This is a genomic window from uncultured Ruegeria sp. (assembly GCF_947500045.1).
GTDB lineage: Bacteria > Pseudomonadota > Alphaproteobacteria > Rhodobacterales > Rhodobacteraceae > Ruegeria.
The window spans coordinates 133548-148365 of record NZ_CANMQQ010000013.1 but is presented as its reverse complement, the minus strand read 5'-3'; the positions used below and the strand labels follow the sequence as shown (position 1 = coordinate 148365).

The 14818-nt window shown below is 54.9% G+C and carries 10 protein-coding genes and 1 pseudogene; 8 read left to right on the top strand and 3 right to left on the bottom strand.

Annotation, left to right across the window (positions count from 1 at the left end):
* A pseudogene (locus Q1B46_RS18720) lies at nucleotides 1-205 on the top strand (DDE-type integrase/transposase/recombinase); the annotation flags it as partial.
* A gap of 113 nt (nucleotides 206-318) precedes the next feature.
* On the opposite strand, the gene Q1B46_RS18715 reads toward Q1B46_RS18720, so the two are convergent.
* Entirely contained in the window at nucleotides 319-1296 is a 978-nt protein-coding gene (locus Q1B46_RS18715) for a homocysteine S-methyltransferase family protein (protein WP_299950414.1), read from the bottom strand.
* A 143-nt stretch (nucleotides 1297-1439) separates the two neighbouring features.
* Here Q1B46_RS18715 and Q1B46_RS18710 point away from each other — a divergent pair, with 143 nt between their 5' ends.
* Both Q1B46_RS18710 and Q1B46_RS18705 read left to right on the top strand, forming a co-directional pair.
* Complete coding sequence (locus Q1B46_RS18710; protein WP_299950411.1) at nucleotides 1440-3020, top strand: winged helix-turn-helix domain-containing protein; 1581 nt, start codon at nucleotides 1440-1442, stop codon at nucleotides 3018-3020.
* Nucleotides 3021-3816: 796 nt separating this feature from the next.
* The gene (locus Q1B46_RS18705; protein WP_299950407.1) at nucleotides 3817-6114 is read left to right on the top strand and encodes a hypothetical protein; all 2298 of its coding nucleotides are present in this window, start codon (nucleotides 3817-3819) and stop codon (nucleotides 6112-6114) included.
* Between the two features lie 375 nt (nucleotides 6115-6489).
* Here Q1B46_RS18705 and Q1B46_RS18700 read toward each other — a convergent pair whose 3' ends face one another.
* Together Q1B46_RS18700 and Q1B46_RS18695 are read right to left on the bottom strand one after the other, a co-directional pair.
* Complete coding sequence (locus Q1B46_RS18700) at nucleotides 6490-7842, bottom strand: aminotransferase class III-fold pyridoxal phosphate-dependent enzyme (protein WP_299950404.1); 1353 nt, start codon at nucleotides 7840-7842, stop codon at nucleotides 6490-6492.
* Between the two features lie 47 nt (nucleotides 7843-7889).
* Complete coding sequence (locus Q1B46_RS18695; protein WP_299950402.1) at nucleotides 7890-8666, bottom strand: IclR family transcriptional regulator; 777 nt, start codon at nucleotides 8664-8666, stop codon at nucleotides 7890-7892.
* A gap of 107 nt (nucleotides 8667-8773) precedes the next feature.
* On the opposite strand from Q1B46_RS18695, the gene Q1B46_RS18690 reads away from it, so the two are divergent.
* The 5 genes from Q1B46_RS18690 to Q1B46_RS18670 are packed head-to-tail and all read left to right on the top strand — an operon-like array spanning nucleotide 8774 to nucleotide 14628.
* Complete coding sequence (locus tag Q1B46_RS18690; RefSeq protein ID WP_299666423.1) at nucleotides 8774-9703, top strand: tripartite tricarboxylate transporter substrate-binding protein; 930 nt, start codon at nucleotides 8774-8776, stop codon at nucleotides 9701-9703.
* A gap of 58 nt (nucleotides 9704-9761) precedes the next feature.
* A complete protein-coding gene (locus Q1B46_RS18685; protein ID WP_299950400.1) occupies nucleotides 9762-10298 on the top strand; it encodes a tripartite tricarboxylate transporter TctB family protein in 537 nt (178 codons plus the stop codon).
* A 10-nt stretch (nucleotides 10299-10308) separates the two neighbouring features.
* Nucleotides 10309-11841: a tripartite tricarboxylate transporter permease gene (locus Q1B46_RS18680; protein WP_299666427.1), complete on the top strand. Its 1533-nt coding sequence runs from the start codon at nucleotides 10309-10311 to the stop codon at nucleotides 11839-11841.
* A gap of 7 nt (nucleotides 11842-11848) precedes the next feature.
* Nucleotides 11849-13333: an aldehyde dehydrogenase family protein gene (locus Q1B46_RS18675; protein ID WP_299950397.1), complete on the top strand. Its 1485-nt coding sequence runs from the start codon at nucleotides 11849-11851 to the stop codon at nucleotides 13331-13333.
* 26 nt (nucleotides 13334-13359) lie between these two features.
* Nucleotides 13360-14628, top strand: a complete 1269-nt coding sequence (locus Q1B46_RS18670; protein WP_299950395.1) for a Tm-1-like ATP-binding domain-containing protein — start codon at nucleotides 13360-13362, stop codon at nucleotides 14626-14628.
* Nucleotides 14629-14818: the final 190 nt, after the last annotated feature.

The window sequence follows — 14818 nt, the reverse complement described above, 5'->3', positions numbered from 1 at the left end:
CGTCGCGATCATTCATGCCGAATAACAACATCGTCGAACAAGATCACAGGTTTATCAAGCGTCGCCTACGGCACATGCTTGGTTCAAGGCCTTCGCCTCAGTGGCGAAAACGCTCGATGGAAGCGAAGTGGCGCACATGATCCGCACAGGCCAATTGCCGCCTGGAGTCTATCCGTTTCGTCAACTCTTCGAGTTGGTAATCTGAACCCGAAGTAATCCCAATTCCATTTGACCAACCCAAAACTTTGCAACGGAACCTTTCCATGACATAGATTTCCTGAAGGTTGGTGGGCGGGCACGTAACGCGCCCGCCGTTCATCATTCAGCTGCCACAGTCTGTCCTTGCGCACAGGCGTGCCCCATTGCATCGACATGTCGGTGATCCGTGCCACAGCAGCCGCCAAGCACACGCAGGTTAGGTAGGACGCGCAACAGGCGGCGATAGTCCTGACCCAATTCGACAGGATCGCCATCGTCCAGAACCTCACTTTCATCCAGTTCCGCGTGCGACATGCGCGATGCATTGGCCCTTACACCACCGATCCGCCCCACCCAGTCGCCGCCCTGACGCAACACATCTTCGAAATGGTCAGGATGGGCGCAATTGACCATGAAGTAGGTCGGGTAGCCGCCGGTTGCGGCGTCTACTTCTCGAATGGCTTCACCAAGGTCTTGCCCTGTTGGCAGCCTGCCGTCGGTCTCAACCGTGAAGGCGATCACCACTGGCACATCTACACCCTTGGCGGCCAAAGCGATGCCCAACGCCTCGGGTGTGTTATTCATGGTAATAGCTGTAACCATATCCACGCCCGCATCGGCAAAGGTGTTTATCTGAAAGCTATGATAGGCTTGGGCTTCGTCTTTGGTCATCAACTCACCAGGAACATACCCATCGCCACGAGGCCCCACGCAACCGCTGATCAGAAGTGGTGACACGGCGCTTTCGTGCCTGTTGCGCAATGTGCGCATCAGATAGATCGCCTCAGAGTTCGCCTTGGCAATGTCGGCCTCGCTCCGCCCCAGTTGGGCACCCCAGTCGCGGCTTGCCCGCCAGGTCGGGCTTTCCAAGATGAATCCCAGCCCATGATTTCTGGCCACCGTGATGTGGCGTTCGAAATATTCAGATAGCTTCGCGCGTCCCTCGTCGTCGTCCAGCAGCACAAATGCCGCAAAAAGGGGTAAATCGACCCCATCTTGAAAGATCAGAGTCGTTTCAATCCCGCCGTCCGACAGGAAGAACCCATCTGCAATCGTCGGCAACTGGGTCTTGGCTACGCCGCTCACTTGGTGATCCATGTCAATTCTCCTTTTTTGCAATTGGATTGCAGAGGTGTAGTGCAGGGCCTCAGCCCAAACTTGGAGAAACGGGGGAGATCACTGGGATTTTGCGGGGAAACTGAATTGGATTATACTTCTTCTCGGAAACATTCGGGGCAGAAATGATTTACGCATTTGGTAACTTTTTGCTCGACGACGCCCGCCGCGAATTGACCGCAGAGGGCGGGAATATCCATGTGCAACCTCAGGTGTTCGATCTGCTTCTTCTTCTTGTCGCCAACACCGACCGTGTGATCAGTCGCGACGAGATAGTTGAAAAGGTCTGGAACGGCCGGATCGTATCGGATGATGCGATATCGAGCCGCATTCGGGACTTGCGGCGCATCCTGTCCGGCACTGGAACCAAGACATCGCTGATCCGCACGATCCGCGGCAAAGGTTTCAGGTTCGAGGCTGAGGTTTCTCTGCGACATGCCCCCCAAGCAGCCAGCCCGATCGGCTTGGCGCCCCAGTCCGATCAGCTTCAGCTTGAACCGAGACAGAACCAAATAGGGGACAGGCCGTCGATTGCTGTTTTGCCGTTTCAGCGCAACGGCGACCTGGAAGGTTTCACCGCAATCGAAGAAGCTATCCCACGTGAGTTGATCGCAACGCTTGCCAGCCTTCGCTGGATCAGGGTTGTCTCGCACGGATCGACTTTTCAATTTCGCGGAACCCATCTTGATCTGGCCGAGATCCGACGCATCCTGAGGGTGTGCTACTGCATGACGGGGATTGTGGAGGTCACGGGCCGTAGAATCACGATTGACACCGAAATCTCGGATACGCGAACGGGCGAGGTCATCTGGGCCCTGCGCAAGTCGGCGGATATCGATGACATCCAAACGCTCCGTGCCGAAATCTCGGCCAACATTGTGATGGTCGCCGAGTTAGAAATTCCTCAACACGAGGCGTCGCATCTTGAATTCGTGTCGACCGACAACCTTGATGCGTGGTCCGCCATGCATTTGGGATTTCGCCACATGAGCCGTTTCAACTCACAGGACAATGTGATCGCCGAGCAACTGCTAACCCGTTCGACAGAGCTTGACCCGACGCTGGCGCGCGCGCATTCGGGTTTGGCGTTCGTGCACTTTCAAAATGCTTTCATGCGGTATTCGTCCGATTTAAGTGCCGAAGCGAGAAAGGCCCAAGAGAATGCAGACAAAAGTCTTGCGCTGCAGCCCCGCGATCCGTTTGGAAATTTCATGATGGGGCGGATCCAATGGCTGAATGACGATCCAGAGGGCAGCAAGTCGTGGTTTCGACAGTCTGTCGAAGCCTCCCCCAACTATACCTGGGGCCACTATGGGTCTAGTTGGGCAAACGTATTTACCGAACAGTTCGACCAAGCGCTGATCGATGCAGACAATGCCATCGGCCTCAGCCCGATCGACCCGTTTCGACCTGGCATGACCGGGAACAAGATGTGGATCTATATCGATCGAGATGATTATCAAAAGGCAGTCCACTGGGCCGAGGTCGCGGCCCGTACCCCATGGTCGCACGCGGGTATGGCCATGTTCGCAGCGATGAGTCACTGGTTGAACAAAGACGAAGAACAGGCGAATTGGTGGAAAGCGGAAGCTCTACGAAGAGACCCTGGCTTGACTGCCAAACGCTGGGTCAGCTTAGTACCGGAAGTCAGTACAAGGTTTCACAGCCTAGTAAGGCAAGCCTCTGGGGCGCTAGAACTTCATTAAGTGAGCGAAACGCCTAGGTACTGTTTACCAATACGAACCTCTTCCGCTTGGGCCTCTCAGCGTTCATCTCTTGCGCAACTGCACACAATGGTGAGCCTATCACGTATCTCAGACGCAGGCCCCGCACCTACCGATGGCCGATGGTCGCCGCTCTTGTCGATAACGCTCTTTCGTTGGATGCTATTGCCCTCCAGCCTTCGGGCGCAGAATATTGTTGGCAGTGAGCTTATTTCGACGCCGTGAATGCATGATACCGAGCGTTTTGCCGTATTTGTTAACGGCTCGGCAGAGATAGCCTCACGCCTCCATCACGCGCAAAACTCAACTGCGTCAGCAGCCAAAAGTCTGCGGCAGAGCTTGCTTTAGCATAATATTTGCCCCAGTGCTTTTGCCTTCAATATCGGATTATCTCGCTTCTGGTTGACGTTTTGCTCTCACAGTTTCACAGCATCTTTATTAGAGCGATCTGCTATTCCGCGCCATATTGAGATGCGTCGGTGAACTGTTCTTCCTCGCCGACAACTAGGCCTCTGGCATGAGCAGGTAGGGGAGATTTATTACTTTGACGCTTGGTTCCAAGGAACCCACTGACGCGTAGGACGGCTCGGCTTGTGACAAGGCCGGTTCGTACATCGCAGAAGTTCGGGAACGGCCGACGCCGATGCGCCGGTCGAGGGCCTTGGTGCGTTTGATCAATGCTCTTTCTGCGCAAACGAGAGGCAATCCAGTCAGGGTCTAATCCATACGAGAAAATCAGCGGGTCGGGCCCTGACACAACATTCAAAAGGAAACTGTGATGAGTATTTTTGGTTTTTTTCTGCGGTCGTTCCAAGGGCGGCAAAGAACTGTCATCGAGGATGGCACTGATGAATCCGTGAGCAGTAAGTTCGACGGTCAGCGTTTCGTGCTCAACAAGGGCGACACCGCTTTGGTCGAAGGCGCGCCGGTTCTGGACATTGTTGACGACCGCGTATCATTTCGCAATGCGGGGACAGCCGCCTCTGATGACAGCAGCACGATCAGCGTCGAGGGCGACAAGGTCACTGTCAATAACCGCAAACACGGGGAGATCCGCGCTGACGAAGCCAACACAGCGGTCGATATCTCTGGCGCACACACCAACATCCGGAACTCTGGTCTGATTGATGGCGGAAATACGGGCGTGAGCTTCGCCAACGGCGGGGAGTCTTCCGGGCGCCTCACAAACCATGGCACCGTGCAGAGCGACAGTCGCGCAGTGAACATCGGTGGCGACGGTATCAAAGTCGAGAACTACGGCAAGATCCAAGGCACCGGCGACCAGCGCAACGGCACGATCTATTCCGATGGCTCGGCAGATAACTTCAGCATCTGGAATGGCCGAAATGCCGAGATTGATGCAGGCGAAGGCAACAACGGCGCGGGCATTGCTCTGCAGACCGGCAGCTTTGACGGTGACGTGGTTACTGCCTCCATTTCCAATAGGGGCACTATCCAGGGCCGTGGTCAGGCTGATGCTTCCAGCGGTTTGGCAGGTGACGGTATCCGGCTATTCTCAGGGGCTGAGGGTGGTGGCACCACGTTCAAGGGCAACATCTACAACTCGGGCAAGATTCTGTCCGAGAGCGGTGTTGGCCCAACTTCGGCTGTGCGCATCTCAGATGGTCTTTCTTTTGATGGTACGATCGTCAACGGCCGCCGCGGCCTGATCGATGGTGCCAACAACGGCCTTTACTTTGGCGACGCCGCGCATGACGCCACGGTCAAAAACTATGGCGTTATTCAATCCGGTAGCCGGGCGGTCAACATCGACGGAACCGGTGTGGATCTGCACAACTTTGGCAGTATCTTGGGCACCGATAACCAGCGCAACGGCACGGTCTATTCCGACGCGACAGCCGACGACTATAACATTGTCAACTATCGCCGCGGAGTGATTGATGCCGGTGAAGGCAACGAAGGTGTTGGCATTTCATTGCAAACAGGCAGCTTTGCTGGTGATGTGGTCAATGCCTCGATTACCAACTACGGCACCATCTTCGGCCGCGGTAGTAGTGGTGAAGGCATTCTGGTGTTTAGCGGCGCGGATGAGGGCACCACGACCTTCAAGGGTGACATTGTCAACACCGGCAACATCGAAGCCAATTTGGGGGGGGTCGAGATCGGCCGCGACGTTGAGGTGGTCGGCGATATCATCAATCGCGGCAACATCGGGTCTGAGAATTTTGCCGGTGTTCAGGTTCTGGGTCTTCTGGACGGGAATTTCGAGAATTCCGGCGAAATCACGGGCGGTGACGGCATTGGTGTTTCTCTCGACGTATTGGAGGGCAATTTTACGAACTATGGTCTGATCACGGCCTCATCCGATGGTGTTTCAATCGATGAGGGGACGGGTGATATCAACAACCATGGTACAATTACCAGCACTGGCGAAAATGCACTCAATATCTCTGGAGGTGGTACCTTAACCGGTAACATCAACAATTATGGCGCGATTTCCGGCGTCCTTTCCGACGGTATAAGTATCAACAGCAACAATGTTCTCGACGGTAACATCAACAATTACGAAACCATCACCGGGGAACAAATCGGCCTTGATATCAACGGTAGGGTGACCGGAGCGATCAATAATCTGGCCACTGGCACCATCACCGGCGGTGAGGCGTCGATTGATGCCGCGTCGCGTATCGTGGTGAATAACGAAGGTACACTTAACGGCAATGTCTTGCTCAGCCAGGAAAACGATGTTTTTAACGGCGCCAACGGCACCGTTAATGGTGAAGTCCACGGCAATGGTGGCGAAGACCTGATTGTTCTGGGGGATGGTTCTGACATTCTTGATGGCGGCACTGGTAACGACGATCTGACTGGTGGCGGTGGGGCTGATACCTTTGTCTTCCGGTTGGGCACCAACGAAGACACGGTGCGGGACTTCCAGAATGGGTTCGACCTGCTCGATGTTTCGGACTTTTTCACCGACGGAGCAGAAGCCGCAGCGGCGGCCCGTCAGGACGGTGCTGACACAGTAATCGATCTTGACCTTGAAACCGGTGACCTGGTGCGTTTGGCGGACATCAGCGTTAGCCAGATCGACGAAGCCGACTTTCTGTTCTGAGCATCTGCTTAATCTGACAATACACTATGAGACCCGGGCGATTGCCCGGGTCTTTGTGTTTATAGAAACCACGAAACATGGGGCGAAAGGGCAGTGTTGTCGTTGCGATTTGCCAAAAGGCATACACGGCTATGATCGCAACCCGGGCCAGAGAATTTCTAGTTCGGCAACGCATGCGACTGGTTAATAACTTGAGAGAGCACATTGGGGTCGACTTCGGTTGAGTACAGAATACGGCGCTAAGCTAGGACTGGACGCACTTGTGGTTCTGTCGCAATGCTTTGACTGTCGACGCCCGCAGGTGCTGTGAGTGATAGGCGATCGGTGTTGTTAGGCGAAGGCCAGCTCTTGATCTTCGTGACACATCCCCAGATCTTACAAACTTCCGAGGCCGGTATCCAGCGCGGACAGAATCTTGGCGACATCATCGGATGTGATCACCAGAGGTGGTGACAAAATGATATTGTTGCCCGACACCCGCACCATCACGCCATCTTCATATGCAGCCTTCTGAACCTGAAGTGGGAGATGTCTGGCAATCGGTGTTTTGGTGGTACGATCAGATACCAGTTCCAGCGCACACATCAGCCCCTCGCCCCCACGCACATCGCCTATCACTTCATGTTTTTCGGCCAACTTCTTGAGCCCGGCAAACAGTTCTGCCCCACGCGCACCGGCGTTTTCCCAGACTTTCAGGCGGTTGATCTCTGACAGCGCTGCCAGAGCTGCTGCTGCGCCAACCGGGTGCCCCGAGTAGGTGTAACCCTGATCAATGGACGCCTTTCCGGTTGTGTCGCTTTCGAACACTTCCGCAACCGCTCCGGAAATCATGGTCGCGCCAAATGGGAAGAATCCGTTCGTGATTGCTTTGGCGGTAGTCAGAATATCTGACTGCACCCCCCAATGACGCGCGCCGCTTTCGCTGCCAGTGCGACCGAAGGCGGTGATGATTTCATCTGAAATCAGCAGAACACCGTGTTTGGAGCATACTTCACGCACCATTGGCATGAAGCTTTTGTGTGGAGGTATAACACCACCCGCGCCAAGGACCGGCTCCATTATGAAGGCCGCGACGGTGTTCGCGCCTTGGAAGGCAATTTCGGCTTCCAGAGCTTTGACGCAAAGCTGTGCCAAACGCTCTGGATTGGTTTCGTCAAATGGATTCCGATATGCCCATGGGGCTGGGATGTGGAAACAACCCGGCATCATCGGCTCATAGGCAGCACGGAACTTCTGATTGCCGTTCACCGAAGCAGCGGCGAAGTGGGTGCCGTGATAACCCTGCTTCAGACTTATGAATTTGGTGCGGCCGTGTTCACCGCGCACCTTATGATACTGACGCGCCAATTTCAGCGCGATTTCGACTGAATCCGAGCCACCGGAGGTAAAGAACGCACGCGTGAGCCCATCCGGAGCAAAAAACTGCGCCAATTCATAAGACAGCTCGATCGCCTTGTCGTTGCTGGTGCCGCGGAAGGTAGAATAATAAGGCAGGGCGTTCAGCTGATCGGCAATCGCCTGTTTGACTGGCTCGCAAGAGTATCCCAGATTCACGTTCCACAGACCACCAACAGCGTCGATGGTCTTATGGCCATCAATATCGACAATACTGACACCCTCACCACCGGTGAGGATAACCGGCGGATTCTTCTGGCTGTCAGCGGGATGTGCCATTGGGTGCCAGAAATGGCGGGCATTGTTTTCCTTCAGAAAGTTGGAGTCTTTCATGTCACGGTCTCCGGATTGTTCGACCACCCAAGTGCTTTTTTGGCGCACTAGTGGAATGCAGTTGGAAATGAATCGGGAGCTTGACCGCCGAATATCGCGGTCAAATCCCGAGAGAGAGAAGAGAGTTCAGTCAAGACGGCAGGACGGCGGTCGTCTGTCGCTCGGGTTTCGGGAATGGCGACAGCAATCGTACCGATCGCGACCTGATCAATACCAAAAAAAGGTGTTGCAAAGCCAAAGACTCCGTCTTCGTAACTTCCTTTGCTACAAGCCCAACCAGCATCACGAACATCGGCAACGCGCGCGAGAATCTGATCAGGGTCAGTCAAGGTGGTCTCGGTGAACTTGTGTTGCGGTTGTTTGCCAATCTGCTCCAAGAGTTCAGCAGGTCCAAATCCCAAGATACACATGCCAGAAGCTGTCGCGTTTAGCGGAATGGCCTCGCCAGGATTGAGGCTGACACGCACGCTATGCTTTGTTGTTTCAACCACCAAAGCTGTCTGCAGCACGCCTTTTTCAAGCAGCGAAAGATGCAGGCTTTCTCCGGTCTTCTGCATCGCTTCATGCATTTTTTGACGAGCACTTTCGATGTTAGGGCGGGCAATTTCTCGCAGAGAAGCCAGACGCAAAGCCGCGGGCCCAATGGCGTAAGTCTTGGAATGAGGATTTTGCTCCACCAGGCCAAATTCTTCCAGCGCACGCAGGTGTCTGAGGACTGTTGCCTTGTTGTGCCCCGATAAGCGCGCGAATTGACTCAGCCCAATTTCTGGACGTGAGTTGGAGAATAAATCCAGCATTCGCAATGCCTTGAGAGCAGTTCCCATTTCGCCTCCCTCTGAAGTCAAGGAATACTTGACAGATAACGCTTAACAAAGCAATATTAATATTGTTGTAACGGTTCACATAATGAACCACCCTTAGGGAGGTGTAAATGAAAAAGTTCCTCGCGGCTACTGCAATTGCTGTCTCTGCAACGGCGGCCATGGCCGAATATCCAGAAAAACCGGTTTCGTTCGTTGTTCCGTGGCCTCCGGGCGATCTGGAGGACGTCCTTACCCGGATGATCGCAGATGAGTTTCAGGCGATGTATGGTGTTCCTGCGGCAGTTGTTAACAAGCCCGGCGGCGGCGGCGGTCCATTCCCTGGCGCTGTTGAAGTGGCTACAGCAGCTGCGGACGGTTACACCGTTGGCTCTTTCGTAACTGATGTTCCTATCGGCGGTCCTGAAATTGGCATCCCAGAGCTGAGCCCGAACCCGTTCGAGCCGATCGGCATTTTCATGACCTATCCGTTCGTGATCGCGTCCAGCAAAGATGCGGCGTTCCAGAACTGGGAAGAACTTGTCGCACACGGCAAGGACAACGATGTGGCGCTGGGTCACTTCGGTTCATTCCTCCCACCAACACAAGTGACTTTCGCTGCGGCGATCCAGTCCGGCTTTGACTTCGCAAGCGAAGCGGCATTTGATGCTCTGGATTGCAACACCCTGGCGTCCGGTGATGTTGATGTCATCAACTCCACCCTACAGCTGATCCTCCCCTGCTTGGACAAGGTCAACATTCTGGCCACCATAGGCAACGAGCGTATTGGTCTGACCCCAGACTCTCCAACTGTGGCTGAGTTGCACCCAGAGCTGAACCTGGCGCTTTGGAATGGTCTCTTCGTTCATAAAGATGTGCCTGCGGATGCACGCGAAAAGATCGCAGCCGCCGCTCAGAAGGCCCTGCAGTCTGAAAAGGCACAGAACCTGATTGGCGAAACCGGTGTTCTGATCTACTGGCAGAATGCTGAGGAGTCGACTGCACAGATCGAAGCCGACACACAGACGATCGGCAAGATCTCAGAAATTCTGGGCGAATAGGTTCCGGATCGGGGCGCGGGGAAACTCTCCGCGTCTTTTTTAGTGGGAGGAGGCAAGAATGATCGCAAAAACACTACAGGACATGTTCCAAAGGTATCGTAGACCCGGCGATGTCGTCTTTGCCGTCTTGTTTCTAGTCTTTTCTGTTTTTCTTCTTTCCCAGTTGGGTGAACAGACCAAGGTCGTCAAGCGGACCAAATGGTTTGCACAACCCGGGCTTTGGCCCACCGTTGCGCTCTGGATGATGGTCATCTTCAGCTTCCTGCATTGGCTGAGTTCGGTGATGTCGGAAAGAATCAGCGGCCGTTGGGCCGAGGTGGGATTCTGGGCGCGTTCGTTCGAATATGTGGCTTACTTCCTGATTTACGTAATGCTGGTGCCGAAACTTGGGTATCTGCCCTCAACCATGCTGTTCGCGGTGTTCTTGACCCTGCGCGCTGGTTTTCGCGGCGCAAGCACCATCGCGATAGCTGCAGCTTTTGGCTTTGTTGTCACCATCGTGTTCCGCGCCTTTCTACAGGTGAAAATCCCTGCGGGTGCAATCTACGAACATTTCCCAGAAACCATCCGCGCTTTTGCGTTGACCTATCTGTAAGGGATCCACGATGGAAACGCTCGTCTCTGGTATTTCAATTCTGCTGCAATGGCAGGTCGTTGTTGCCCTGCTGATTGGATCAATCGGAGGTGTCATTATAGGCGCGCTGCCCGGCGTGGGTGCGGCTGTCGCAATCGCCATCCTGCTACCTGCAACATTCTCGTTTGAACCCATCGTGGGCCTGACCCTTTTGTTGGGCATTTATGGATCGTCAATGTACGGCGGTGCCATTCCTGCAATTCTGATCAATACGCCAGGTACTGCAGTCAATGCGCTAACCACCTATGACGGCTATCCGATGACGAAACGCGGCCAGGGGCATCGCGCCTTGTCTCTAGCGTATTCTGCTTCTTTCTTTGGCGGTGTTTTCGCCATCATCTGTCTGATGATCCTGTCACCGGTACTCGCTCTGATCGCGCCGCATTTTGGAAGTCGCGAGATCTTCTTGGCCGCACTTCTGGGGATCATTCTGGTTGTACTGGCGCACCGCGGACAGATATTCGCTGCTGGCATGCTGGCTGCGTTCGGGATTTTCCTCAACACCGTTGGTTTGGAGCCGGTTAAATACACGCGGCGCTTCACCTTTGATCAAAGTTGGCTCGCATCTGGCATTGATCTGATCGTTGTAGTGTTAGGTCTTTTTGCAATTAGTCAGGCTTTCCTCCTGCTGCTAGAAAAGAACCACGCGCCAAAAAATACGACCGTCAACGGCAATATCTTTGCTGGCCTGAAAGAACTTCTGGGAATAAAACGCATCGCCACTGTCTCTTCCAGCATCGGCGTGGTCATGGGCATGGTGCCGGGTACCGGTGAGTTTACCTCTCAGTTCCTGTCCTACACTTATGCGCAGAAAACCTCGAAAGACCCCGAAAAATTCGGCAATGGTTCTCCAGAAGGGCTGGTGGCCTCTGAAGCGGCAAACAACGCTGTTCCCGGCGCCGCGATGATCCCATTGCTGGCGCTGGGTATTCCCGGCGAAGCGCTGACCGCAATGATGCTGTCGGTCTTCTATGTGCATAATGTGATCCCCGGTCCTCAGCTCTTTGAGCAGCAAATGGACTTTGTAATGGCGCTTTACATGGCGCTAATCCTGCTGAACGTGATCGTTCTGGTCTTCCTGTTGTTCTCGACCAACCTGCTGCTCAAGATCATTCAAATTCCGACCCGGTTCCTGGGGGTTATGATCTTGACCTTGGCCTTTGTCGGCGTCTATTCCCTGCGCAACTCGATCACCGACTGCGCCATTGCCGCAGGCTTCGGCGTCTTTGGACTGATCCTCAAGCGTCTGGACTTGCCAATCGTTCCGATCATCCTTGGCATGGTTCTGGGCGGAATCATGGAAACCAAGCTTCGCAGTGCGATGGCACGTGTGAAGGCCCCGCTGGACTTCATCGATCGCCCGATTGCCGCCATTATTTTTGGTCTGATCGTGCTGATCCTGATCCTGCATTTCCGTACGCTCTACGGTGAATTCAAGAACAAGATTAGACCCGAACCCAACATGGCGCCGGTGGATTCCGACCACCCGAACCAACAAGGATAATCGATCCATGGATCAATCCGCTATCAACGCCCTGCGCAGCAAATCCGTCTCACCGCGGACCCATCTGATCAACGGAAGCTGGCAGGCATCCCAAGGGGGTGGGCAACTGGATGTGATCTCGCCAATAGAGGGAGGCGTGTTGACCCAGATCGCCGACGGCACCCCGGAAGACATGGAGCGCGCCATCTCAGCAGCCCGTGCAGCTTTCGAAGATGGGCGTTGGTCGCGCCAGGCCCCGGCTGCGCGTAAAAAAGTGCTGATCAAGTTGGCCGAACTGATCGAAAAGCACGCAATTGAACTGGCGGTTCTGGGCGTGCGCGACAATGGTACCGAGATCAACATGGCCATGAAAGCCGAGCCGATGTCGGCGGCGGGCACGTTCCGTTACTATGGCGAAGCGATCGACAAGGTCTATGGTCAGGTTGCGCCAACAGCGAAAGATGTTCTGGGCCTTGTACACCACACCCCAGTTGGCGTTGTTGGAGCGATCGTGCCCTGGAACATGCCCATGATGATTGGTGCATGGAAAATAGCCCCTGCGCTGGCGGCAGGTAATTCGGTAGTGCTGAAACCAGCGGAATCGGCATCTTTGACCTTGCTGCGTCTTGCAGAGCTGGCACTGGAAGCGGGCCTACCCGTCGGCGTGCTAAACGTCGTCACTGGCAAAGGCAGTGTGGTCGGTGAAACACTGGCGCTGTCTATGGATGTGGACATCATGGTCTTCACCGGCTCAGGTGTGACCGGGCGGCGGCTGCTGGAATATTCCGCACGTTCCAACCTAAAGCGCTGCTATCTGGAATTGGGTGGCAAATCTCCCAATATCGTGTTCAATGATGCACCCGATCTTGCCCAGGCGGCCAAAGTGTCGGCGGCCGGGATCTTCCGTAATTCTGGCCAGATTTGCGTCGCTGGCTCGCGTATGTTGGTGCAAGAGGACATCCACGATGATTTCGTCGCAGAGATCGTCAAACATGCCGAAGATTTCCGGGTGGGCAACCCACTGGACCTAGAGAGCCAGATCGGTGCGGTGCACTCGCTGTCCGAATTGGAAAGCAATCTGGATTTCGTCGCCCAGGCCGAAAGCGAAGGAGCCGAGCGTCGGACTGGCGGCAACCGAATTCTGACCGAAACCGGCGGATATTACATGGTCCCAACCGTGATGACAGGCGTTAAGCCAAGCGACAACCTCTTCCGTAACGAAGTTTTTGGCCCGGTTCTGGCCGTCACCTCGTTCAAAGACGAAAAGGACGCCCTGCGCTTGGCCAATGATAGTGTCTACGGTCTGGCTGCAGGTGTTTGGACGTCAAATCTTAGCCGCGCGCATCGTATGGTGGCAGGCATCCGGGCTGGTGTGGTTCACGTCAACACCTATGGCGGTGCAGATGGCACGGTGCCCTTGGGTGGCGTCAAACAGTCAGGCAACGGACATGACAAATCGCTACATGCGATGGAGAAATATTTCGATCTGAAAACAGCCTGGATACAGCTGTAAGTGGGTCAAAATGGGAGAGAAACACCGTGGGCGATAAGAGAATACTGCTGATAGGAACCTACGACACCAAAGACCCAGAGATGCGCTACATCGAAGAGTGTATCACAGCTCAGGGCGGTAAGGTGCTCACAATGGATGTCTCGGTTCTGGGCGACCCGACCACACCCACGGATATTTCGAAGCACGACGTCGCCGCAGCCAGTGGCATGACAATCGAAGAAGTGATTGCCCAGGGCGATGAAAACAAGGCATTCCGCGTGATGTCACGTGGCGCGGCGGCGGTCGTGACAAAGGCTTACGCGGAGGGCCGGTTTGACGCCATGCTGGCCACGGGCGGCACGATGGGAACCGACCTTGCGCTGGATTGCGCACAAACGCTTCCGATGGGCGTGCCAAAATACATTGTTTCAACCGTCAGCTTTTCACCTTTGATCCCCCCTCATCGTCTGGCCCCTGACGTTCAGATGATTCTCTGGGCCGGTGGGCTTTATGGTATGAACTCAGTTTGCCGTTCCTCACTCAGCCAGGCAGCAGGTGCCGTTTTGGGTGCAGCGCGCGCCGTCGAAGCTCCGGGCCGTGACCGTCCGATGATCGGGATGACTTCCCTGGGGTCGTCCTGTCTGCGCTATATGAAAACTCTGAAACCCGCGCTGGAAAAGCGCGGGTTTGAAGTGGCGGTGTTTCACTCCACCGGCATGGGCGGCATGGCATTTGAGAAACTCGCAGGGGAAGGTGCGTTTTGCTGCGTGATGGATTTTTGCATGCAGGAATTCGCCAATATGCTGGCAGGATCTCTGGTTTCTTCAGGCGAGGACCGTCTGACCAACGCCGGCCTCTCCGGAATACCGCAGATGGTGGCACCAGGCGCATTGGACCTGCTGGACTTTGCCGGTTGGCAGGAGATACCCGAGCGGTTCAAAGATCGTCCCTTTCATGAACACAACCGGTTGATCAAAAGCGCTGTCTTCAACGCGGAAGAACGCAGAGCAGCCATTGCCGAGATGGCGACCCGATTGAAAGAAGCCAAAGGTCCGGTCCATTTTTTCCTGCCCACCGGGGGCATTGAGGAATGGGACCGCGAAGGGCAGGAAGCGCATGATCCCGAAGCGTTGACCGCTACCGTTGAATCAGCACGCGAACTTTGGCCAGCGGTCGCACCGACCACGGTGATCGATGCCCACATCAATGACGCAACCTTTGTGGAAGCAGTCCTCAAGCAGTTCGATGCATGGGTTGACGAAGGGATTGTGGTGCGCAGCGGCTCCACGACGGCTTTTGTGGGGTCGGCGAAGTAATATCATTAGGAACTCCTGACCGGTTTTGATGGAGTGGATATCCCCTGATCTCTTCCAAGGACGCCTCCATTCAGGCTGCTGCAAACCACTACGGTACACTAAGGCCAGAGGGAGGCATCAACACATCAGAACCTGTTCGCAGTCCACCCGGGTGATAGACGAACGCACCGCTTACCCTTGTTCGTGGCAA